We start from the raw sequence: 21,545 nt of genomic DNA, 5'->3' as shown, positions 1-21,545 counted from the left end.
AGACCGCTCGCGATAAATCTACCGGGGAGTGCTCTGCTTCCCTAACAGCGGGCATCGCTTGCCATGTCCCGAGAGAGCTACCACCCCTCCGCCCCTACCGGTGTCATCGAGTTTGATGAAGCTGCGGTGGTTGGCCGAGAACGCAGTTATTGCCCAGCAGCAGCGGCAGCAGCCACCAGCTCCTCATAGCTGTGCAGCGTAATGAACCCGTCCGCCACTTCGCCCTTCGAGGCCTGGAACTTGGCATAGGCAGCCTGGCTGACCGGCCCGATGCGGCCGTCGAGCTTGCCCTCGTAGAGCCCGAGCTTGATCAGCGCCTCCTGGATCGCCCGGCGCTGCTCGAGGTTGGGAAACTTGGTGTCCCGCGGCCAGGCGGTGACGTACTCGCCACGGCCCTGCAACCTGTCCTCGAGATGCGAAATCGCCATCGCGTAGCTGTCGGAGAAATTGTAGCCCTTGAGGATCAGGTAGTTGTTCGTCATCAGAAATTTCGGCCCCTTCGCCCCGGTCGGAGCGTAGAGGAATACCGGGATCGAGCTGTCGTTGAAGCTGGCGCCACCGACCCGCTTTACCCCGAGCTCGGTAAAGAACGAGATCGGCCGCAACTGGTCGCGCGTCGCCAGCAGGTAATCAAATCCATCCGGCACATCGACCTCGAAGCCCCACTCGAGGCCCGGCTTGTAGCCGAGCCCGACAATGTACACAGCGGATGTCGCCAGCGCGTCGGCGAGAGAGTTCTGCAGGTCGATGGCGCCGTCACCGTCGCCATCCGTGCCGTATTTGATGACATTGCTCGGGTTGACCTGGAGGTGCCCGATAGCACCGGCCCAGCTGCCGACCAACTGCGTAGCGTCGAGCGGCCCGCGTTGCACCAGCAGCAATGCCGCGATCAGGTCCGCCGTGTCGCCTTCGAGCCGAACGCGCCGCTGATGCACCAGCGTTGCGAGGGACGGGATGATCGGACGGATATACTGGGGATCGCTCAGCACCCGGCCGTAATTGGTCTCGATGCCCCAGATCGAGGCCAGCAGGTAGGGGTCGACGCCATACTTCTCGCCAGTCGCCGTCAGCAGCGCCTGGTTCTGTGCGATCGCTTCCTTGCCCTTGTCGAGGCGCCACTCGGTGACGCGCTTTTCGATGTAGTCCCACAGCGGCGTGGTGAACTCGGGCTGCGCCGTCACCAGCGCCGGCACATTCGCATCGGGCTTCAGCCCGTACATCGCCTTGGCGTAGGTGTCATGGGTGACACCCGCCGCCACCGCCGTCGCTTCAAAATTCTTGATGAAGGACTCGAAGCTCTCGACCGGTTGAGCGAAGGCCGGCGAGATGAGACCAAGGAACGCGACGACGAAGGCGAGGTGACGTTGCATGGCGAATCGCTACCTGTTTCGTGTGGCTAAATAGCGCTCCCAGTTCAGCGCCGCGTCAACGATCTCGGTGAGGTCGTCATGCGCCGGCTTCCAGCCCAGCACCTGCCGCACCTTGTCGGCCTTGGCGACGATCGAGGCCGGATCGCCGGCGCGGCGGGGCTCTTCGACCACCTTGAAGTCGACGCCCGACACCACTTTGACCGTGCGCACCACGTCGCGCACCGAAAAGCCGCGGCCATAGCCGCAGTTCATGGTGACCGAGGCGCCGCCCTTGCGCAGGTATTCGAGCAGCAGCGCGTGCGCCTCGCAGAGGTCGCTGACATGGATGTAGTCACGCACCCCGGTGCCGTCGGGGGTCGGGAAGTCGGTGCCGAAAATCCCCATGCTCGGCCGCTGGCCCAGCGCCGCCTGCGCGGCGACCTTGATCAGGTGCGTGGCGGTCGGTGAGGATTGCCCGCTGCGCTTTTTGGGGTCGGCGCCCGCGACGTTGAAGTAGCGCAGCACCCCGTAGGTCAAGGGGTGCGCTGCCGCCACATCGGCCAGCATCAACTCGGTCATCAGCTTGGAGCGGCCATAGGGCGATTCCGGCATCAGCTGGCTGGTCTCGGCCACCGGCTCGAGCCCGGCATTGCCGTAAACCGCCGCGGTCGAGGAGAAAATGAAGTGCTTCACCCCGCCCTTCACCGCGGCCTCGATCAGGTTGCGCGAGGTCGCGGTGTTGTTGGCGTAGTATTTCAGGGGATCGCTGACCGATTCCGGCACCACGATCGAGCCGGCGAAATGCACGATCTCAGTGATGCCGTGCTCGGCGATGAGCTTGCCGACCAGTTCCATGTCACCGGCATTGCCCTGAACGAACGTCGCCCGGTGGTCGATGGCCCAGTCGAAGCCGGTGGTGAGGTTGTCGAGCACCACCACCGCCTGCCCGGCATCGGCAAGCCGCAGCACCATGTGACTGCCGATATAGCCGGCGCCGCCTGTGATCAGAACCGTCATGGTCCCCAACCCTCAAACCAGAAATTAATGGCGTGGACGCTAATTTGCGAGGTGCTAAGAAACGCCTTATAGCCCGCCTATTGCCTTCTCTCCCGCCTTTTTCAGGAGTTCTCCTTGCCCAATCGCGTGCGCACCGCCGTGTTCCCGGTTGCGGGTCTCGGCACCCGTTTCCTGCCCGCCACCAAGGCGATGCCCAAGGAAATGCTGACCGTGGTCGATCGCCCGCTGATCCAGTACGCGGTGGATGAAGCGCGCGAGGCGGGGATCGAGCACTTCGTGTTCGTCACCGGCCGCAACAAGGGCGTCATCGAGGATCACTTCGACCGGCAGTACGAACTCGAGCACACGCTCGAGATCCGCGGCAAGACCGAGGCGCTGAGCGAGCTGCAGCAGGACCTGCCCTCGGCCGGCCAGACCAGCTTCACCCGCCAGCAGGAGCCGCTGGGGCTCGGCCACGCCGTCTGGTGCGCCCGCGAGCTGGTGGGCGACCAGCCCTTCGCGCTGCTGCTGCCCGACATGGTGTTCAAGGGCGTCCCTGGGGTGCTCCGGCAGATGATGGACGCCTACGAGACGAGCGGCGGCAACGTCATCGCCGTCGAGGAAGTGCCGATGGAAGATGTCTCGTCCTATGGTGTCGTGGCGCGTGGCGCCGGTCCGGACGAAGGCTTCCGCATCACCGGCATGGTGGAAAAGCCGAAGCGCGAGGACGCGCCCTCCAACCTGATCATTTCCGGTCGCTATATCCTCCAGCCGCAGATCTTCTCCCTGATCGCCGACCAGGAGCGCGGCGCCGGCGGCGAGATCCAGCTCACCGACGCCATGCAGACGCTGATGACCCAGCAGCACTTCAGCGGCGTCAAGTACAAGGGCCAGTCCTTCGACTGCGGCTCAAAGCTCGGTTTCCTCACCGCCAACGTGGTGTTCGCACTCGACCGGCCCGACCTCTCCGAAGCGTTCCGCAAACAGATCCGGCATCTGATCTAGAGTATCTCACCAACGGCGAGATGGCCCTTCTCGTCACCTCCACCGGGGTGTGCCCCACTCACCGGGTCATTCCCGCGAAAGCGGGAACCTCTGTTTTGGTGCCTGCCGCACGATCGCAAACGGAGGTCCCCGCTTTCGCGGGGATGACACCGAGTTCTGGGGGATTTTCACAGCGTCGGTTCGCATACCGAGTGTCGGGGCAATAGTGCAACGATATCGCGCAGCACTCTACCGGTGGAACTTTACCCCCACCGTCACCTGATGCTCGTCGGTGGCCGGGGCCGGGGTCTTCTCAGTCCTGAGGAAACTGTAATCGGCCGTAAGGTCGGTGTGCTCGTTGAGCAGGTAATCTGCCCCGATGCCAAAGCCCCAGTTGTACTCGTCGTTGTCGATGCCCTGGTAATGCGCTTCGCTCCACTGCGCATCCGCGCGCAGCTTCAGCCACGGGTTTACCAGATAGTCGAGCTGACCGGTGGCGGCGTAGGTGAGCTTCGCCGTGGCGCCCGACGTGGTGCCCGGCTGCGAGATCGTCGTGCTGAAGGCGCCGGTCAGCGTCAGCGTCTCGTCCGGCCGAAACACCGCCTTGGCGTCGTACAGCACGGCCGAGAAATCGCTGAGCGAGCCATCGGTGAGATCGGTGTAGCCGAAGCCCAGTGAGCCCTCGAGCTCCAGCGTCTCGTTGAATTTGGCGCTGAGCCCGCCACGACCGGCATAGGTGACGTTGTCGAGCTTCACCAGGAGGCTCGGCGAGGGCGCGTCATAGGCGAGGTAATCCGCTTCCACGTCGACAAAGGCGACAAGGCCGGGCGTCAGCTCGTAACCAAGCCGGGCGCCGGCGCCATAGGCCGTGGTGTTCTGGAAGCTGTTGTCGGCGGTCGAGTTGTCGTCATAGATGGTCTTGCCATAGACCTCGCGGCCGGCGCTGCCGCGCACCGCCAGGTTGAACGCCCCGAGGTCACGCGCCGCGCTGACCTCGCCATCGCCGGACACGACGACCGGCGCGGAAGCGACGTTATCGGCATAGTCCGGGCCGTTTGCATCGTCCTGCGAGACCTTGAGGTTGCCCCGGCCGGCGAGCGTCGTCAGCGCGTCAAGCTTGTACTCACCCCCGGCCGTGCCGGTGATCGAGCCGATGCGGGCGCTGCCGTCGACCGCGTAGCCGAGCTCGCCGCTCAACCCGACATCGTAGCCGCCGCGGATGGTCTCATGCTTCAGCGTCACGCTCGGTAGCGCGATCAGCTCATAGGTGGGGCCGTCGCCGGTGCCGTCATCCTTGATGCCGCCGCGAAGGCCGAGGCTCCAGTCGAGCTCGAACGGTTCGTTCCCCCATTCATAGGGCGGCGTCGCGACGCAGTTGGCGCAGTCGATCGCCGGGTTACCCGTAAGATCGGCATTATTGGTCGCCGAGCCGTCGCCGAGCGGCGTGAACTCGCCCGCAGCAGCGGGAATCGCGAGCAGCGCCAGCGCTGTAGCGCTGACGGCAAAGCCGGCTTTCCTCGTTCGCATCTGCTGCACTGCCTCGGGCGATAATGGTCAACGAACCCTTGCAGCTTATGGTTAAGGAAACCTTGTCCGGGCGATCCTAAACAGCCTCGACCCTGAGCAGGGCCCCATCCGCCTCGATGATCCGGACGCGCGAGCCGGCCGCAAGATCGGGGCCTTGCACGCGCCACACGGTGTCATCGAGCGCGATCCGGCCGATGCCGTCGCGGATCGGCTCGTCGAGCACCGCTTCCTGGCCGATGAAGCGGTTGGCGCGCTGGTTGAGGAACGGCCGGTCGGACGCCACACCCGGGCCGCGGAACTTCAGCCACAGCCCGATGCTGGCCAGCGCCAGGGCGCCGAAGATCACGAACTGCAGCGGCCAGAAAATGCTGACGAACAGCGCCAGCACCCCGGTGACCAGCGCCGCACCGCCGAGCCAGATCAGCACCCCACCCGGCACCACCAGTTCGAGCGCCAGGAGGATCAGCCCGGCCACCACCCAGGACCACGCCCCGTGGGTAGCGATGAAGTCGATGACCTGCATGTCTGCCTTCTCCGCTGGAGCGCTTTCAGGAAAAGTTGCAGACTTTTCCGGTTCGAAAGCGCGACAAAAACAAACCCAGTGCCGGTTAAGTGGTGGACGGTGGACGGCCGCCGACCGGCCGGGTGGCCGGCTTTTCGGCGCCGAAGGTTTCCTTGGCGATCTCGGCGATGCCGCCAAGGGCACCGATGACGCTGGCCGCCTCGACCGGCAGCATCAGGATCTTCTGGTTGGGCGACTTGGCGAGGCTTTCGAGCGCCTTGATGTAGTTGTTGGCGACGAAATAATTGATCGCCTGCACACTGCCCGAGGCGATGGCGTTGGACACCACTTCGGTGGCCTTGGCCTCGGCTTCGGCGGAACGCTCGCGCGCTTCCGCATCGCGGAATGCCGCTTCGCGCCGGCCCTCGGCCTCCAGCACCTGGCTCTGCTTCTGGCCTTCGGCCTGCAGGATCGAGGCCTGCCGCTTGCCCTCGGCTTCGAGGATCAGCGCGCGCTTCTCGCGCTCGGCCTTCATCTGCCGGCCCATCGACTCAACCAGGTCCTTGGGCGGATCGATATCCTTGATCTCGATGCGGGTGATCTTGAGCCCCCACGGCTGCACCGCTGCATCCACCACTTTGAGCAGGCGCTGGTTGATCTCGTCGCGGTTCGAAAGCAGCTGGTCGAGATCCATCGAACCCATCACCGTACGGATGTTGGTCATGGTCAGGTTCTGCACCGCCAGCTCGAGCTGCGCCACCTCGTAGGCCGCGGCTGCGGCATCGAAGATCTGATAGAAATTGACGCCGTTGACGGTGACCGTGGCGTTGTCGCGGGTGATCACTTCCTGGTGCGGCACGTCGACCACCTGCTCCATCATGTTCATCTTGCGGCCGACGCCATCGACGAACGGAATGATCAGGCTCAACCCGGGCTTCAGCGTGCGGATGTAGCGACCGAACCGCTCCACGGTGAAGTTGTAGCCCTGCGGCACCACCTTGGCGCCCGCGAACAGCACCAGCACCGCCAGTACGCCCAAGGCGATCAGCGTCAGGCTCAACCCGTCGAGTTCCAGAAAGTCCATCGTCTCGTCCCCTTCCATGCCCGACCCGTTGGCAAACATGTATGTGCCCGCCGGAGTCCGCGCAATGTCGAGCCCCCGAATCCGGTGGGAACACTCGGGTAGCAAATCCCGTTGAACCACAAAGCAATCGTTCGCGAGTTGATCCCATGCCTGCCACCCGTCCGATCTGGAAAGGCCAGTTGCGCCTCTCCCTCGTCTCGATCCCGGTCGAGATGTTCACCGCGACGAAGTCCGGCGCCAAACCGAGCTTCCGTCAGATCCACGAGCCGACCGGCAAGCCGATCCACTACGAGAAGGTCGTCGATGGCGTCGGTCCGGTGGAGAAGGACGAGATCCGCAAGGGCTTCGAATACGAAAAGGGCGACTATGTGCTGCTCACCGACGACGAGATCGACGCGGTGAAGCTCGAGACGCGCAAGACCCTCGAGCTGGTGCAGTTCGTCGACGAGGACGAGATCCCGCCGATGTATTTCGATACGCCCTACTATCTGACCCCGGCCGACGAACTCGCCGAAGACGCCTTCCGCGTGGTGCGGGATGCGCTGCGCAAGGCGAAGAAGGTGGGGATCGGACAGCTGGCGCTACGCGGCAAGGAGTACCTCGTTTCGATCAAGCCCTGCGGCAAAGGCATCCTGCTCGAGACGCTGCACTACGAGGATGAGCTGAAGAAGTCCGAGAGCTTCTTTTCCGATATCCCCGCCAAATCCACCGACGACGACCTGCTCGATGTGGCGACGGCGCTGATCGAAAAGAAGACCGAGAAGTTCGACCCCAAAGCCTTCAAGGACCACTATCAGGCCGCCTTGCGCGAACTGATCCAGCGCAAGCTGAAATCGAAGGGCCGCAGGATCACCACCGAGGTCGAGGAACCCTCGCGCAGCCCGCGCGGCGACAACGTCGTCGACCTGATGGCGGCGCTGAAAAAGAGCCTCGAGGGCGGCAAGGCCAAGCCGGCTGCGACAGCGGCGCGCAAGGCTCCGGCCAAGTCGGCGCCGCGCAAGAAGGCGAGCTGAGATGGCCACCACCCCAGGCGAGCTGCTGAAGGACTATCGGGCCAAGCGCGATTTCGGCAAGACCGCCGAGCCCTCAGGGGCGAGCGCGAAGCGCGCCAAGAAAGGCAAGCCGCTGCGCTTCGTGGTGCAGAAGCACGACGCGACGCGGCTCCACTATGATTTCCGCCTCGAGCTCGACGGCGTGCTGAAGAGTTGGGCTATCACCAAGGGCCCCTCCACCAACCCGGCCGACAAGCGGCTGGCGGTGCGGGTCGAGGATCACCCGCTCGACTATGGCGATTTCGAGGGCACCATCCCCGAGGGCGAGTATGGCGGCGGCACAGTGATGCTGTGGGACGAAGGTACCTGGGAACCATCAGGCGATCCGCACGAGGGGCTCGACGGCGGTGACCTGAAGTTCACCCTCAAGGGCAAGCGGATGAAGGGCGAGTGGGTGCTGGTCCACATGAAGGGTCGCGACAACCAGACCAGGAACGGCACGCGCGAGAACTGGCTGCTGATCAAGCACCGTGACGATTATTCGACCGACACCGATGGGCTGACCGAGAAGTTCACCACCAGCGTCGAGACCGGTCGAGACCTCCCGGGCATCGCCAAGGGGAACAAGCCGCGCAAGAAGACCGTAAAGGCGGAAGCCGAGCCCACTGCCAAGGTATGGACCGGCGGCAAGGCGGTGGCGCTGCCGGATTTCCGCGAGCCGCAGCTGGCAACGCTGGTCGAGGAGGTTCCCGTCGGCGACGACTGGCTGTTCGAGATGAAATATGACGGCTACCGCTGCGTCGCCGCGGTTGCTGGCCCGGAAGTGCGGCTCTTCACCCGCAACGGCAATGACTGGACCCGGCAGTTCCAGCGCCTCGTTGCACCGCTGTCGAAGCTCACCAAGGGCTCGGCACTGCTCGACGGCGAAATCTGCGCGTTCAAGGATGGCCGCTCCGATTTCTCGACCCTCAAGGACGCGTTGTCGAGCGGTGGCCCGCTGGTCTATTTCGTCTTCGACCTGCTCGAACAGGACGGCGAGAACCTCGAAAAACTGCCGCTGCTCGAGCGCAAGGAGCGGTTGCGGAAGCTCCTCGGGAAAACCAGGGGTGATGCGGAGGTCCAATATTCCGAGCATGTGCGCGGCCACGGCGACCAGGTGCTCAAGGCGATGTGCGAGGCGCACCAGGAGGGGGTGATCGCCAAGCTCGCCGATGCACCCTACCGGCATGAACGCAGCCGCAGCTGGCTGAAGATCAAGTGCACCAACCGGCAGGAATTCGTCATCGGCGGCTGGCGCCCATCCGACAAGCACAAGGGCTTCGCCTCGCTGCTGCTCGGCACCTGGGAAGGTGGCAAGCTGGTCTATCGTGGCCGCGTCGGCACCGGCTTCACCCAAAAGAGCTCGGCCGAACTGCAGGCCGAACTGGACCAGCGGGCGCGCAAAACCCCGCCATTCGAAAGCGTGCCGCGCGACATCGTACGGCGCGCCCGCTGGGTCGAGCCGGAACTGGTCGGCGAGGTCGACTTCACCGAGTTCACCCCCGATGGTGTGCTGCGCCACCCCTCCTTTGTCGGCCTCAGGCAGGACAAGCCGGCGCGAGAGGTGAAACTGGAAACCAAGCCGCCCAAGCCCGTGGCGACAAAGCGGAAATCAGCGGCTAAGCTCAAAGCCATGAAGCTCACCGACGACATGGGAATAGCCGTGGCCGAGCGGCTCGGCGTCCGGCTCACCAGCCCCGACCGCGAGGCGCTGCCCGATGGCGGCGTCACCAAGGGCCAACTCGTCGCCTATTACGACGCGGTCGCCGAGCGCATGCTGCCCCATATCGAAAAGCGCGCGCTCAGCCTGGTGCGGGTGCCGCGCGGCAGCAAGCCGTTCTTTCAAAAGCACGATACCGGCGGCTTCCCCGATACCATGAAGCGCGTCGCCATCGAGCTCAAGGAGAGCGACAAGGAGGACCACTTCTACGTCGTCGATCTCGCCGGCATCCTTGCCGGTGTGCAGATGTCGACGCTGGAGTTCCACATCTGGGGCAGCCATATCGATACGCTGGAAAGGCCCGACCGCATCATCTTCGATATCGACCCCGACGAAGGGCTCGACTTCAAGGTCACCCGCGAGGCGGCGCTGCATATCCGCGACGTGCTCGCTGAATGGGGACTCGAGAGCTTCCCGATGGTCACCGGCGGCAAAGGCATCCACGTCATCGCACCACTCAAGCCGGTGACCGAGTGGCCGCTGGTCAAACTGTTCTGCCGCACCTTCGCGCAGAAGCTCGAGGACAACGAACCCGATAGCTTCACCGCCAATATCCGCAAGGTCGAACGCAAGGGCCGGATGTTCGTCGATTACCTGCGCAACGAGCGCGGCGCCACCGCCATCGCTCCGTTCTCGACCCGAGCCCGCCCCGGCGCGCCCTGCGCCGTGCCGGTCGGCTGGGACGAGTTGGAAACGATCAAGGCCGCCAACCTGTTCACGATCGAATCCGCCGCGGCCAAAGCGCAGGAAGCCGATCCGTGGGTTGGTTATTTCGATCTAACCCAGTCGATCACCAAGGGCATGGTGGAGGCGGTGGCGGGGCCGCTGAAGGATCTGAAGCTCTGACTTCGGGACGCTGACTGCTCCGACTGCCCCACCCACCGGCCGTCATCCCGACGAAAGTCGATAGGCGCCAGGTTGGATGCTCAGTGCCTGCCACCCCTCACCCCGTCTCGGCCTTCGGCCGATCCACCCTCTCCCCGACGGGGAGAGGAAAGAGGTGATCACTGCGCTCTCAAGATTCTTCTCCCCGTCGGGGTCGCGGGACGAGGGCGTAGCCCTCGCCCGGAGGTGGCGCGTAGCGCCGGATGAGGGGAAAGCCACGATAGTCGAGGAAATGGTGGAGCGTGGCGCGCCAATGTATCGAGTCGGGGTAGCCTGGTACGCGCTACCAACCCCTAAACCCAGCCCGCCAGTTCCTTGCGGATCACGCTTTCCAGCATTCCCATCCCCAGCTCGCTGTCATTGAGGCACGGGATATAGGCGTAGCGCTCGCCGCCGGCATGTTCGAACTGCTCGCGGCCGGTGATCGCGATCTCTTCCAGCGTCTCGATGCAATCGACCGAGAAGGCCGGGGCGACGACCGCGACCCGCTTCACGCCCTCTGCCGGCAGCGCCATCAGCGTGGCGTCGGTATAGGGCTCGAGCCACTTGGTCGGGCCGAACCGGCTCTGGAAGGTGACCTTGAGCTTGTCCTCGGACCAGCCCAGGTGCTCGCGCACCAGCCGTGTCGTCTTGAGGCACTGGCAGTGGTAGGGGTCGCCCGCCTCGAAATACTGCACCGGCATGCCGTGATACGAGGTGAGGATCACGTCAGGGGTGAAATCCAGCGCCGCCACCCCGTCGGCAATGCTCTGCGCCAGCGCCTCGATATAGGCCGGGTCATCGAAATAGGCCGGGAGCGTGCGCACCGCCGGCTGCCAGCGCAGCGTCTTCAGCGCATCGAATGCCTTGTCGTTGGCCGTCGCCGTCGTCGTTGCCGAATATTGCGGATAGAGCGGCGCCAGCAGGATCTTCTGGCACCCCGCCGCCTGCAGCGCTTCGATGCCCGATTTGGTGGATGGGTTGCCGTAGCGCATGGCGAAATCGACGATGATGTTCTTGCCCAGCCGCTCCTGCAGCTTGGTCGCCTGCTTGCGGGTGATGACGCGGAGCGGGCTCTCGTTGGCGTCCTTGTCCCAGATCCGGGCATAGTTCGCGCCGCTCTTCTGCGGCCGGGTACTGAGCACCACGCCTTGCAGGATCGGCTGCCATAGCCATTGCGGAGACTCGATCACCCGCGGGTCGGAGAGGAATTCGCTGAGGTAGCGGCGCACCGACCAGTAGTCGGTGCCATCGGGCGTGCCCAGGTTGAGCAGCAGCACCCCCACTTTCGGTGTCGCGATCGCGGGGTGTCCGGCAGGAAGTCCGGTTGCCATGGGCTGGCCTGTGGTTTGGAAACGGTCTGTTGGCGCGCAACATAATCAGCAGCGCCCCGAACACAAGTGCAAGGGTGTCGCGGCGAGGCGGGTTTGTCGCGCGATCGTTCTAGAAACTGGCGAGCAGCAGCACCGCGCCAAAAGCAAATACCACCAGCGCCCCGCCGAGCTCCGCCCACCAGACAAGGCGGCTGCCGAGCTTGCCTTCGCTGCCCAGATAGCGGGTGGCAAAGCCCTTCGCCCCGACCGCCAGCACCGCCAGCGCCGAGACGGTGATCGCCGTGCCGAGCCCCATCAGGAACACTGCGGCAATGCCGGCAAGCAGGATGCCCTGGCTCAACGCGAACACCAGCACCACCAGCGCTCCCGAACAGGGCCTGAGCCCAACCCCCAGCACCACGCCAAGCTGTTCGCGCCAGTCGCCGCCGGTCTGCTCGGCGGTCACCACGTGATGATGGCCGTGCTCGTGTTCATGATCGTGATCGTGGTCGCCGTGGTCGTGCCCATAATGCGCGTCACCCGGCAGCCGGCCATAGGCGTCGAGCGCCGGGCCACCCGCCGGCTGCAGGCCGGTGCGGAAATTGAAGCTTTGCCCCCGCTCCAAGTCTTGTTTGCGAACATTGAGCAGCGCGTGTCTGGGCGCTTCGTCGGCATGCAGGTGCTGGTGCGCCTTGGCCGTCAGGTCCGGTCCGTGGTCGTGCGAATGCCCACCCCAGCCGAACAGCTTTCGCGCGATCAGCCACAGGCCGAGCAGCGCTACGAGCCCGTACGACGCCTTCTCGATCCAGCCGACTGCCGTGCCCATGGCGACACTCGACAGCCCGAGGATCGCCGCGGCGACGCCGACGAACACCACCGCCACCAGCGACTGCATCATCGCCGCGGCAAAGCTCAGTCCGATGCCGCGGCGCACCTGCCGCTCGTTGGCCAGCATATAGGAGCCGATCACCACCTTGCCGTGCCCCGGCCCGGCCGCGTGGAACACGCCATAGAGAAAGCTCAGCCCACCCAGCACCCAGAACGCCGTGTAGTCGGTCTTGAGCTTGCCGAGCGCCGCGGTCAGCGCCTGGTAGAAATCCGACTGCATCTGCGCGACCCAGCCGAGGAAACCGGTCTTGGGCAGCACGAACCCCGGCTCCGGCGGCGGACCGCCGAACGGCAGCGCCGGTTTCGCCTCGGCCACCTGGGTCACTGCCTCGAGCGCCGTCGCTGCCTGCGCCGGCGCTGCGGCGCCGGAGCAATCGAGCACGATCGCCCCCTGCGAGCCACGCACCGCCGCTTCGAGATCGGGCGGCAGTTGCGTTACGTCGGATGACAGGTCGAACAATCGCGCCTGCAGGTCGGGCGACAGCTCTCGTGGCGGTTCCATGTGCAGCGCACAGCCCGCGGGGGCATTGACCAGCATCACATCGGCCGGCGCGTGGAAGGTGATCGCCACATAGTATTCCGGATCGGCGATGGCGATCTCGAGCTTGCCCGTGATCCGATATGGCGTCTTGGGCGCGATATCGAAGCTCAGCGTCGAGCGGTTGTCGGCGAATACGAACTTCGCTCCGCCCACTTCAGTGAAGGGCAGCGAAGCGCCGGTCTGGCCGCTCGCCGTGTAGGCGCCGGCCGAGGTGTAGAAATTGTATTCCGCGAGACCCTTGATGTTCTCGTCGGCCAACTCCTGCATCTCCTCGGACGAGGTGATGCCGTCATTATTGGTATCGAGCCCCTGGATCTGCCAGACCGAGAAGGCTTCGTCGAAGGTCCAGGCGTTCCTGATCTCGGTGAGTTCGCCCGCATCGTTGAAGACGATCGTCGCCTTGGCATCGATGAAGATATGCGGGTGGGCCTGGGCGGCGCCGATAAGACCGAGTGTGGCGGCCGCAGCCAGCGCCAGCTTGCGCAACAAACCCGTCATCGACGCCCCGTGCCCTGTTTTGCCTACTTCACCGGATTGTCGGCGAACCAGGCGACCAGATGGTCGATCAGGGCGCGAACCTTGCCGGCAAGATGCCGCCGATGCGGATAGACCGCTTGCAGGCTCGGACCCTCGGGCATCCTGTCCTCGAGCACGCGAACCAGCCGCCCTTCGGCGATCAGCGGGTCAGCGAGGTAGGTCGGCAATACGGCGAACCCAAGGCCGGCGAGCGCCGCCTGCATGGCGGCCACCGGAGAATTTACCCGGGCCGGACCGGAGACGTGCACCGAGACCGGCGTGCCGTTCTCGATGAAGCGCCACGAACTGTGCGAGGGCATGTTGGTATCGAGCACGCATGGCATGTTGCGCAGCGCCTCGCCCGAGGTCGGCGTGCCGACCCGCTTGACGAGGCTCGGCGCGGCACAGATCACGTGCCGCATATCGGAGATCTTGCGGGCGATCAGCGAGGAATCGGCCAGCGTCGAGATGCGCAGCGCCACATCGACGCTTTCCTCGACCAGGTCGACATAGCGATCCTCGAGGCGCAGATCGACCGACATCAGCGGGTTCCTGGCGATGAAGGCGAAGATCGCCGGCGCCAGTGTCGTTTCACCGAGGTTGCGCGGCGCCGATACCCGCACCAGCCCGCGCGGTTCGGCCGTCTGGTCCGAGATCGTCGCATCGAGGTCGTCGAGCTGCTGCAAGAGCTGGCTCGCCTCGCGATAATAGGCTTCGCCGGCTTCGGTGAGGCTGAGTTTGCGGGTGGTCCGGTTCATCAGCCGCACCCCGAGATAATCCTCGAGGTCGGTGACATATTTCGACAGCAGCGCCTTGGAGCGCCCGTGTTGCCGCGCCGCGGACGAGAAGCCGCCGGCATCGAACACCTGCACGAAGGCCCTGATGCGGGCGAGGTCCTGGCTCATGCGTTCCTGACCTGAACTGTGTAGACTGGCGGTGCTTCTGCCGAACACCGCCTCAGCCACGCATAAGTCATCCGCAAAGCCTGAACAATGCCGCCACTTGGTCTCTCTGAGATTAACGATAGGATGGGTCCCATGTCGCTCGATCCCGTCCTGAAGTCTATCTATCCACCCATGACCAAACCCGAAGCCCGTTCAACGCTTTACCGGCTGATCGAAGCCGGCCAGCTGGCCCACAAGGCGCTGCTGGTGCCGCTGCTGGATCGCGGGCTGGAGGCCGGCGACGACGCCGTGATCTTCGTGCTGCATGCCGAGCTCGGGGCGAGCGAGGCCGCCCTCGCCGAGCACCTGGGGCTCGAGCCCGAAGCGCTGCAGCCCCGGCTGCAGCGGCTGATCGAGCGGGACATCGTGGCACGCCAGGCCATCGGCCCGGACCTCACCGAGGGCTTGGCCCTCACCGAACGCGGCGCCCGCATCCGCGAAGTGCTGGCCGCCAACTGGGAACAGCTCGAAGAAGCTCTGTTCGCCGATCTCGACACCAAGAAGCGCAAGGGCCTGACCAAAGCGCTGAAGCGTTTCGTGGAGTTGTTGCGGCTGGCTTGAGGCCGACTGATAGAGACGCCCCCCTCCCATCCTCCCCCACAAGGGGGGAGGTGCCCCGCTGGTTAACCTGGCACGATCGAAGACAGAGCCTCTACTCTTCACCTCCCCCTTCATGGGGGAGGCCGGGAGGGGGCCGTCTCTATCAGTCAGCCCTCACCCCACCACCCGCCCAACCCGCCGATCGATCAGCATCACCGCCGTGATCACCACGAACGCGAACACCACCATGCCGCCGGCGAGGATATGGGCCTTGTCCCACTCCAGCCGCTCGACGAAGTCGTAGATCGCCATCGACACCAGCTTGGTCTTGCCGGGGATATTGCCGCCGATCATCAGCACCACCCCGAACTCGCCGACGGTGTGCGCGAAGGTCAGGATGGCGCCGGTGAGATAGCCGGTGCGCGACAGCGGGATCACCACCCTGGAGAATGTCGTCCACCGCCCTGCCCCGAGTGTCGCCGCCGCTTCCAGCGGTTCCTCGCCCAGCGCCTCAAACGCAGTGCGCAGTGGTTGCACCATGAAGGGCAGCGAGTAGAGCACCGAGGCGATGACCAGTCCCTCGAACGAGAAAGCCAAAGTCCGCGCTCCCCAGAGCGGCGCCAAGAGGCCGCCCGGGCCGTTCGGCCCGAACGCCAGCAAGAGGTAGAACCCGAGCACTGTCGGCGGCAGCACCAGTGGTAGCGACACCAGTGCGGCGATCGGCGCCTGCAGCGGCGAGCGCGTGCGGCACAGCCACCAGGCGATCGGCGTGCCGACCAGCAGCAGGATCAGGGTGACGATGAGCGCCAGCGTCAGCGTCAGCCCAACCGGCTGCACGATCTCACTGGCATCAAGCATCATGAAAACCTCATTGACCCGAGCCGACCTCGTAGCCGTATTTCTCGATGATGGCGCGCGCTTCGTCGCCCTTCAAGAATTCGAGAAAGGCGGCTGCGGCTGGATCCGACTCGCCCGGCTTCAGCAGCACGGCATCCTGGAGGATCGGCGAATAATCCTCGGCCGGCACCCGCCAGACTTGCGAAGCCGGCTTGTCGATCACCTGGCTCAGGGCGACGAAGCCGAGCTCCGCATTGGCTGAATCGATGAACTGCAGCGCCTGGCTGATATTCTCGCCGGTGACGATCTTGGGCGTCACGGCTTCGGTCAGCCCGAGCTTGTCCAGCGTTTCCATCGCCGCGGCGCCATAGGGCGCGGTCTTGGGGTCGGCGACCGACAGATGCTGGAACCCGTTGGCAGTAAGCACCGCCGCGCCGTCGGTGAGATCGAGGGAGGGCGAGTAGAGCACGACCTTGCCCACCGCATAGGTGAACACCGTGCCATCGACCGCAAAACCTTCCTTCACCGCCTGCGCTGGCCGCTTGTTATCGGCGGAAAGAAACACCTCGAACGGCGCACCCTGGCTGATCTGGGTGTAGAGCGCCCCGGTGGCGCCAAAGCTGAAGCTCACCGTGTCGCCGGTCTTCGCCGTGAACGCCGCGCCCAACTCCTCGGCCGGCTTGGTGAAGTTGGCGGCAACGGCCGCGCTGACATCGGCGGCAAAGGCCTGCGCGCTCGTCAGCGCCAGCAGGCTGGCGCCAAGCAGAAGGGTGGTCCGACGCATAGGATCCTCGATATATCCGAATGGGAATATCGATGGTTGTGCCAACGCCAGATGCAGGCAGCAAGCGTTATTTTCTCTCGGACATATCGCCGTGCAGCGCGCCGAGCGCCTCGACATCCCGCGCGATCGCCTTGCGCGTCGCCTCCTGCATGCCGCGATAGCGCTCCAGCACCTCGCGCCCCGCAGCGGTGAGCGACGCCCCCTGCATACTGCCGCCGCGCGACGCCTCGACCAGCGGCGCTCCGAACCCCTCGTTCAGCACCTGCACCAGCCCCCAGGCCCGCTTGTACGACATCCCCATCCGCTTGGCGGCCTCGGAGATCGAGCCGGTCTCGGCGATCAGCTCCATCAGGTCTGCACGGCCGGGGCCGATATAGAAGTTGTCCGACAGCGTGATCCTGAGGTGGGACAGGCCGATCGTCTTGTTGCCGTGCATCGCTCCTCCGGGGCGCCATCGGCCCACCCATAGCAGTTCAGATCACGGCTTTGCCACAATGGCAGAGGGGTATGGCCCCTCGCTTCGCTGGAGGTTGAAAATGTCGCTCCGCTCCTTGCCGCTGGTCTGTCTCCTCGCCATCGCAACGGCCAGCCCAGCTTTCGCCGGCGGCTCGCTGCTCTATGGCAACTGGGCGCTTGAGGAACTGCGCGACGGCGTCGTCACGCCCGGTGTGCGCACCACGCTGCAAGTCGAGCCGGACGGGCGCGCCTCCGGCAGCGGCGGCTGCAACAGCTTCGGCGGCGGCGTCACCATCAACGACAACGCGCTGCAGTTTACCGACATCGCCTGGACCGAGATGGCGTGCGAACCGGCAACCATGGCGCAGGAGGCGAGCTTCTTCGCCGTCCTCGCGGCCACCGTCAAATTTCACGCCGAGCCCGGCGTGCTGGTTCTCATCGATAGTGCCGGCAGCAAACTGGCGACGCTGCGGGCGCTTTGAGCAGAGTTAGTTCTGCTTCAACGCCGCCGCTTCGCGCGCCAGCGTCTCGATCCGCTTCCAGTCCTTGTTGGCAATGGCATCGGCCGGCATGATCCACGAGCCGCCGACGCAGATCACGTTGGGCAGCGCCAGGTATTCTTTGGCTTTTGCCATGTCGATGCCGCCGGTCGGGCAGAAGGTGATGTCAGCGAGCGGGCTGGCATAGGCTTTCAGCACCTTCACCCCACCCAGCGCCTCGGCCGGGAAGAACTTAAGGAACGAGTAACCATGTTCCGACGCGGTCATCGCCTCGGTCGGCGTGCCGATGCCGGGCAACAGCGGGATCTTGTGCTCCTCGGCCGCTTCGAGCAGCCGCGGCGAGGCGCCGGGCGACACCATGAACTGGCAGCCGGCATCGACCGAGTGGCCCATCTGTAGCGGCGAGCGCACCGTGCCCGAACCGACGACAGCGCCCGCCACCTTGGCCATCTCCTCGATGATCTGCAGCGCGTGCGGGGTCCGGAGCGTCACTTCCAGCACCGGCAGGCCACCCGCCACCAGTGCCTCGGCCAGCGGCCGCGCCGCGGACACATCGTCCAGGACGATCACCGGAATCACCGGCGCAAGCGAGAGAGTCTGGCGAAGGGCGGCGGCGTCTTGCGGCATGGCGATCCTCGAGGGCTGTCGTTCGGCGAGAGCGTTAGGCACTTGCCGCATGCCGATCAAGCCAAATCGCGACATTGAAATGGCGAGCAATCGACCTTAAGTCTGCCGCGTCTGGAGGGACGGTCCGGTGCAGCTTATCAACGCTCTCACCCCGCTGGAGGAGGCTCGCGCCATCCTCGCGGAGAGTTTCGATCTCAAGTTCACCAAGGCGGTCGAACGCGTCACATCGCGCGTCTACGAGCGGGTGAAAGACCGTATTCCTGAGATCGAATGGCCCTTCTATGCGCCGCTGATCCTGCAGATCAACCGGCTGAAGAAGGAGAAGGATGCGGTCATCCTCGCCCATAACTATCAGTCGCCGCAGATCTATCACGGCGTCGCCGATATCGTCGGCGACAGCCTGCAGCTCGCCATTGAGGCCACCAAGGTCAAGCAGTCGATCATCGTGCAGTGCGGTGTGCACTTCATGGCCGAGACGTCGAAGCTGCTGAACCCCAAAAAGACCGTGCTGATCCCCGACAGCCGAGCCGGCTGCTCGCTCGCTTCCTCGATCACCCCCGAGGATGTCATCGCCATGCGCGCCCAGTATCCGGGCGTGCCGGTCATCACCTACGTCAACACCTCCGCTGCGGTGAAGGCGGTGACCGATGTCTGCTGCACCTCGTCGAACGCCGCCGACATCGTCAATGGCGTCGCCGGCGACACGGTGATCATGATTCCCGACCAGTACCTGGCCCGCAACACCGCCAAGAAGACGCAGAAGAAGGTCATCACCTGGGCCGGCTCGTGCGAGGTGCACGAAACCTTCACCGCCGCCGACATCGCCGAGCTGCGCCATGCTTACCCGACGGCCAAGATCATCGCCCACCCCGAGTGCCCGCCCGAGGTGATCGACGCGGTGGATTTCGCCGGCTCGACCGCCGCGATGATCGACTACGTCAAGACCCAGAAGCCGCCGCGCGTGGTAATGGTCACCGAGTGTTCGATGTCCGACAACGTGGCGTCGGAAGCGACCGGCGTCGATTTCCTGCGCGGCTGCAACATCTGCCCGCACATGAAGCGCATCAACCTCGAGAACGTCTTGTGGTCGCTCCACACCATGACCGAGGAAGTCACCGTCGCCGACGAACTGCTCGAACCCGCCCGCGCCGCCGTGCAGCGGATGATCGATTTTTCCAAGAAACGTGATTGATCCCGGCGCAAACTAGCCGACTGCGCACTAGCCAAGCGCCGGTGTGGGCTGCCCCCACCCCTGTCCCCTCCCCCTAGGGGCGCGATAGCGCCCCGGAATGGGCAGGGAGACCCTCTCACCAATGCCGAGGCTATCGTCTCCCTCCCCTTTTTTAGGGGGAGGGGACAGGGGTGGGGGTCCACAGCCACCAGCCTTCGGACTTTCGTCTATAGAAAGCTCCGCTCAATAACCCACGCGAGAGTCCCAAGCTCAATCAAATCAAGCGCGTGCCTGACGTTGAGGGTTGCGGGACTCCCGCACCGCGCTAGATTTGCCGGATCGGGCCACGACTTCCCGGCCCGCAACCGAGGGGTAAAAGCGTCGTGCCACATTCCTTCAAGATCACCTCCGCCAAGGGCGGCCAGTTCGTCGCCAAATACGTCTACAACGCCGAGACCATCTTCTGGTCCGAGAACTATGCGGGCAAGGACAGCGCCAAGAACGCCATTGCTTCGCTGAAGAAGAACGCCCCGTCGGCCTCCGTTGTGGATACGGCCAAGGGCGAAACCGGCAAGGGCTACCGCTTTGAGCTCGCAGCCTCCAAGGATGGCCAGACCTTCGTCCGCTTCGTCGCCGCGAACGGCGAGACCATGGTCCGGACCGAAACCTACAAGTCGAAGTCGAGCGCCAAAAACGCCATAGAATCGCTTAAGAAGCGCGCTGCAGAAACCCCTGTGGTCGACGAGGCCTGATCCGGGCGTTTCGCCCGGGGGAGACCGATGACCTTTACTGACAACGTCCTCAACGCCGACGGTGCCCTCATCGTCGGCGCTGGTTTGGCTGGCTTGTTCTGCGCGCTGAAGCTCGCTCCCCGCCCCGTCACCGTCATTTCCCCCGTGCCGCTCGGCAACGGCGCCTCGTCGGCCTGGGCACAGGGCGGCGTTGCCGCCGCGGTCGGTCCGGGCGACACCTCGCATGCCCATGCGGTCGACACCGAGATCGCCGGCGCCGGCATCGTCGATGAGGACGAAGCGGAATCGGTCACCGCCGAAGCCGCGGCGCGCATCGAAGACCTCGCCCGCTGGGGCACCCCGTTCGACCGCGACGAGCTCGGCCACTATGTGCTGAGCAAGGAAGCTGCCCACTCGCGCAACCGTGTGGTGCGTGTCGAAGGCGACCGCGCCGGCTACGCCATCATGCAGGCGATCATCGCCGAGGTGCGCAAGACCCCCTCGATCCGCATCGTCGAGGGTTTGACCGTCGTCGATCTCGCCCGCGCCGACGGCCGCATCATCGGCGTCTATGCGCGCAAGCTCGGTGATCGCTATGCCGAGCCGGTGCTGATCCGGGCGCGCGCCACCGTACTCGCCGCAGGCGGGCTCGGCGGGCTCTATGCCGTCACCACCAACCCCTCCGGGGTGCGCGGCCATGCCATGGGCATGGCGGCCCGGGCCGGGGCGCTGATCGCCGACCCCGAGTTTGTGCAGTTCCACCCCACCGCCATCGCTACCGGCGCCGACCCTGCCCCGCTCGCCACCGAGGCGCTGCGCGGCGAAGGCGCCATCCTCGTCAACGACCTCGGCGAGCGCTTCATGCCGGCGATCCATCCCGATGCCGAACTGGCGCCGCGCGATATCGTCGCCCGCGCCAATTACCGTCAGATCAAGGCCGGCCGGAAGGTGTTCCTCGATACCCGCGAGGCGATCGGCGCGCGCATCCTCACCGCCTTCCCCACCGTCGCCAAATACTGCACCGATTTCGGCATCGACCCGGTGACCCAGCTGATCCCGGTCACTCCGGCGGCGCACTACCACATGGGCGGGGTCAAGGTCGAAGCCAATGGCCGCTCCTCGCTGCCCGGCCTCTGGGCCGCCGGTGAGTGCTCGTCGACGGGCCTGCATGGCGCCAACCGCCTTGCCTCGAACTCGCTGCTCGAGGCCGTGGTCTATGGCGCCCGCATCGCCGCCGATATCTCCGGCCTCGAGCCGCTGCGCAGCCCGCTTGCCCCCTTCCCCGGCATCGGCTGGGACCCGGTCGAGGGCGAGGCGGTGGAGGAACGCCTGCGCAACCACGTGTCGGTGAAGGAATTGCGCCGCACCATGACCGACCTGGTCGGGGTCGAGCGCAACGCCACGGACCTTCGCACCGCGTTGCGCCGCATCGCCGAGATCGAGGCCACAGCGCAGGGCGTCACCCGCTCGTTCCTCAACATGACCACCTCGGCGACGCTGGTCGCCGCCGGTGCGTTGCAGCGCGAGGAAAGCCGCGGCGGCCACTTCCGCACCGATTTCCCCGAACCACGTCCCGAATGGGAGCACCATACCGAGATGACCCTCGAAGACGCCCTCGCCATCCGTGCCGGAGCCTGATG

20 protein-coding genes are annotated in these 21,545 nt (G+C 65.1%); 8 read left to right on the top strand and 12 right to left on the bottom strand.

Annotated features, from left to right (window positions below):
* Window positions 1–146 precede the first annotated feature (146 nt).
* Window positions 147–1,370: a lytic murein transglycosylase gene (locus ASC89_RS15765; protein ID WP_055999450.1), complete on the bottom strand. Its 1,224-nt coding sequence runs from the start codon at window positions 1,368–1,370 to the stop codon at window positions 147–149.
* A 9-nt stretch (window positions 1,371–1,379) separates the two neighbouring features.
* Window positions 1,380–2,366 (bottom strand): UDP-glucose 4-epimerase GalE, encoded by a 987-nt coding sequence (gene galE, locus ASC89_RS15760; RefSeq protein ID WP_055999447.1) that lies wholly within the window; start codon window positions 2,364–2,366, stop codon window positions 1,380–1,382.
* 114 nt (window positions 2,367–2,480) lie between these two features.
* On the opposite strand from galE, the gene galU reads away from it, so the two are divergent.
* Window positions 2,481–3,350, top strand: a complete 870-nt coding sequence (galU, locus tag ASC89_RS15755) for a UTP--glucose-1-phosphate uridylyltransferase GalU (protein ID WP_055882948.1) — start codon at window positions 2,481–2,483, stop codon at window positions 3,348–3,350.
* 228 nt (window positions 3,351–3,578) lie between these two features.
* Here galU and ASC89_RS15750 read toward each other — a convergent pair whose 3' ends face one another.
* From ASC89_RS15750 to ASC89_RS15740, 3 genes are all read right to left on the bottom strand, one after another.
* Window positions 3,579–4,856 (bottom strand): outer membrane beta-barrel protein, encoded by a 1,278-nt coding sequence (locus ASC89_RS15750; RefSeq protein ID WP_055999444.1) that lies wholly within the window; start codon window positions 4,854–4,856, stop codon window positions 3,579–3,581.
* 76 nt (window positions 4,857–4,932) lie between these two features.
* Window positions 4,933–5,379, bottom strand: coding sequence for an NfeD family protein (locus ASC89_RS15745; RefSeq protein ID WP_055999441.1), 447 nt, complete (start codon window positions 5,377–5,379; stop codon window positions 4,933–4,935).
* Window positions 5,380–5,464: 85 nt separating this feature from the next.
* A complete protein-coding gene (locus tag ASC89_RS15740; protein ID WP_055883302.1) occupies window positions 5,465–6,442 on the bottom strand; it encodes an SPFH domain-containing protein in 978 nt (325 codons plus the stop codon).
* A gap of 146 nt (window positions 6,443–6,588) precedes the next feature.
* Between ASC89_RS15740 and ASC89_RS15735 the strand changes: the two genes are divergently transcribed.
* Together ASC89_RS15735 and ligD are read left to right on the top strand one after the other, a co-directional pair.
* Complete coding sequence (locus tag ASC89_RS15735) at window positions 6,589–7,455, top strand: Ku protein (RefSeq protein ID WP_055999438.1); 867 nt, start codon at window positions 6,589–6,591, stop codon at window positions 7,453–7,455.
* A 1-nt stretch (window position 7,456) separates the two neighbouring features.
* A complete protein-coding gene (ligD, locus tag ASC89_RS15730; RefSeq protein ID WP_055999430.1) occupies window positions 7,457–10,039 on the top strand; it encodes a DNA ligase D in 2,583 nt (860 codons plus the stop codon).
* A 332-nt stretch (window positions 10,040–10,371) separates the two neighbouring features.
* Here ligD and hemH read toward each other — a convergent pair whose 3' ends face one another.
* The 3 genes from hemH to ASC89_RS15715 form a co-directional block, all read right to left on the bottom strand.
* Window positions 10,372–11,391 (bottom strand): ferrochelatase, encoded by a 1,020-nt coding sequence (gene hemH, locus ASC89_RS15725; RefSeq protein WP_055999427.1) that lies wholly within the window; start codon window positions 11,389–11,391, stop codon window positions 10,372–10,374.
* Window positions 11,392–11,500: 109 nt separating this feature from the next.
* Window positions 11,501–13,297, bottom strand: a complete 1,797-nt coding sequence (locus ASC89_RS15720) for a DUF1007 family protein (protein WP_055999424.1) — start codon at window positions 13,295–13,297, stop codon at window positions 11,501–11,503.
* A gap of 23 nt (window positions 13,298–13,320) precedes the next feature.
* Window positions 13,321–14,220 carry a LysR family transcriptional regulator gene (locus tag ASC89_RS15715; protein WP_055882936.1) on the bottom strand — a complete coding sequence of 300 codons (900 nt, stop codon included), beginning with the start codon at window positions 14,218–14,220 and terminating at the stop codon, window positions 13,321–13,323.
* Window positions 14,221–14,352: 132 nt separating this feature from the next.
* Here ASC89_RS15715 and ASC89_RS15710 point away from each other — a divergent pair, with 132 nt between their 5' ends.
* Window positions 14,353–14,820 (top strand): MarR family winged helix-turn-helix transcriptional regulator, encoded by a 468-nt coding sequence (locus ASC89_RS15710; protein WP_055882934.1) that lies wholly within the window; start codon window positions 14,353–14,355, stop codon window positions 14,818–14,820.
* Between the two features lie 153 nt (window positions 14,821–14,973).
* On the opposite strand, the gene modB is transcribed toward ASC89_RS15710, so the two are convergent.
* The 3 genes from modB to ASC89_RS15695 all read right to left on the bottom strand — a co-directional run bounded on the left by modB (window position 14,974) and on the right by ASC89_RS15695 (window position 16,856).
* Window positions 14,974–15,657 carry a molybdate ABC transporter permease subunit gene (gene modB, locus ASC89_RS15705; RefSeq protein ID WP_407065071.1) on the bottom strand — a complete coding sequence of 228 codons (684 nt, stop codon included), beginning with the start codon at window positions 15,655–15,657 and terminating at the stop codon, window positions 14,974–14,976.
* A 10-nt stretch (window positions 15,658–15,667) separates the two neighbouring features.
* A complete protein-coding gene (gene modA, locus ASC89_RS15700) occupies window positions 15,668–16,420 on the bottom strand; it encodes a molybdate ABC transporter substrate-binding protein (RefSeq protein WP_055882931.1) in 753 nt (250 codons plus the stop codon).
* Between the two features lie 67 nt (window positions 16,421–16,487).
* Window positions 16,488–16,856: a winged helix-turn-helix domain-containing protein gene (locus ASC89_RS15695; protein ID WP_055882930.1), complete on the bottom strand. Its 369-nt coding sequence runs from the start codon at window positions 16,854–16,856 to the stop codon at window positions 16,488–16,490.
* Between the two features lie 100 nt (window positions 16,857–16,956).
* Between ASC89_RS15695 and ASC89_RS15690 the strand changes: the two genes are divergently transcribed.
* Window positions 16,957–17,358 (top strand): META domain-containing protein, encoded by a 402-nt coding sequence (locus tag ASC89_RS15690; RefSeq protein ID WP_055882928.1) that lies wholly within the window; start codon window positions 16,957–16,959, stop codon window positions 17,356–17,358.
* Window positions 17,359–17,364: 6 nt separating this feature from the next.
* Here the strand turns inward: ASC89_RS15690 and eda are convergent, their stop codons facing one another.
* Window positions 17,365–18,003, bottom strand: coding sequence for a bifunctional 4-hydroxy-2-oxoglutarate aldolase/2-dehydro-3-deoxy-phosphogluconate aldolase (gene eda / locus ASC89_RS15685; RefSeq protein ID WP_055882927.1), 639 nt, complete (start codon window positions 18,001–18,003; stop codon window positions 17,365–17,367).
* Between the two features lie 136 nt (window positions 18,004–18,139).
* Here eda and nadA point away from each other — a divergent pair, with 136 nt between their 5' ends.
* The 3 genes from nadA (at window position 18,140) to ASC89_RS15670 (ending at window position 21,543) form a co-directional block, all read left to right on the top strand.
* Window positions 18,140–19,195, top strand: coding sequence for a quinolinate synthase NadA (gene nadA / locus ASC89_RS15680; RefSeq protein WP_244488488.1), 1,056 nt, complete (start codon window positions 18,140–18,142; stop codon window positions 19,193–19,195).
* Window positions 19,196–19,557: 362 nt separating this feature from the next.
* Window positions 19,558–19,926 (top strand): DUF1508 domain-containing protein, encoded by a 369-nt coding sequence (locus ASC89_RS15675; RefSeq protein ID WP_055882923.1) that lies wholly within the window; start codon window positions 19,558–19,560, stop codon window positions 19,924–19,926.
* Between the two features lie 27 nt (window positions 19,927–19,953).
* Entirely contained in the window at window positions 19,954–21,543 is a 1,590-nt protein-coding gene (locus ASC89_RS15670; protein ID WP_055882921.1) for an L-aspartate oxidase, read from the top strand.
* Window positions 21,544–21,545 lie beyond the last annotated feature (2 nt).

Origin of the sequence: Devosia sp. Root413D1 (assembly GCF_001425235.1) — a bacterium.
Classification (GTDB): domain Bacteria; phylum Pseudomonadota; class Alphaproteobacteria; order Rhizobiales; family Devosiaceae; genus Devosia_A.
This window is presented reverse-complemented; position numbering and strand designations above follow the sequence as displayed.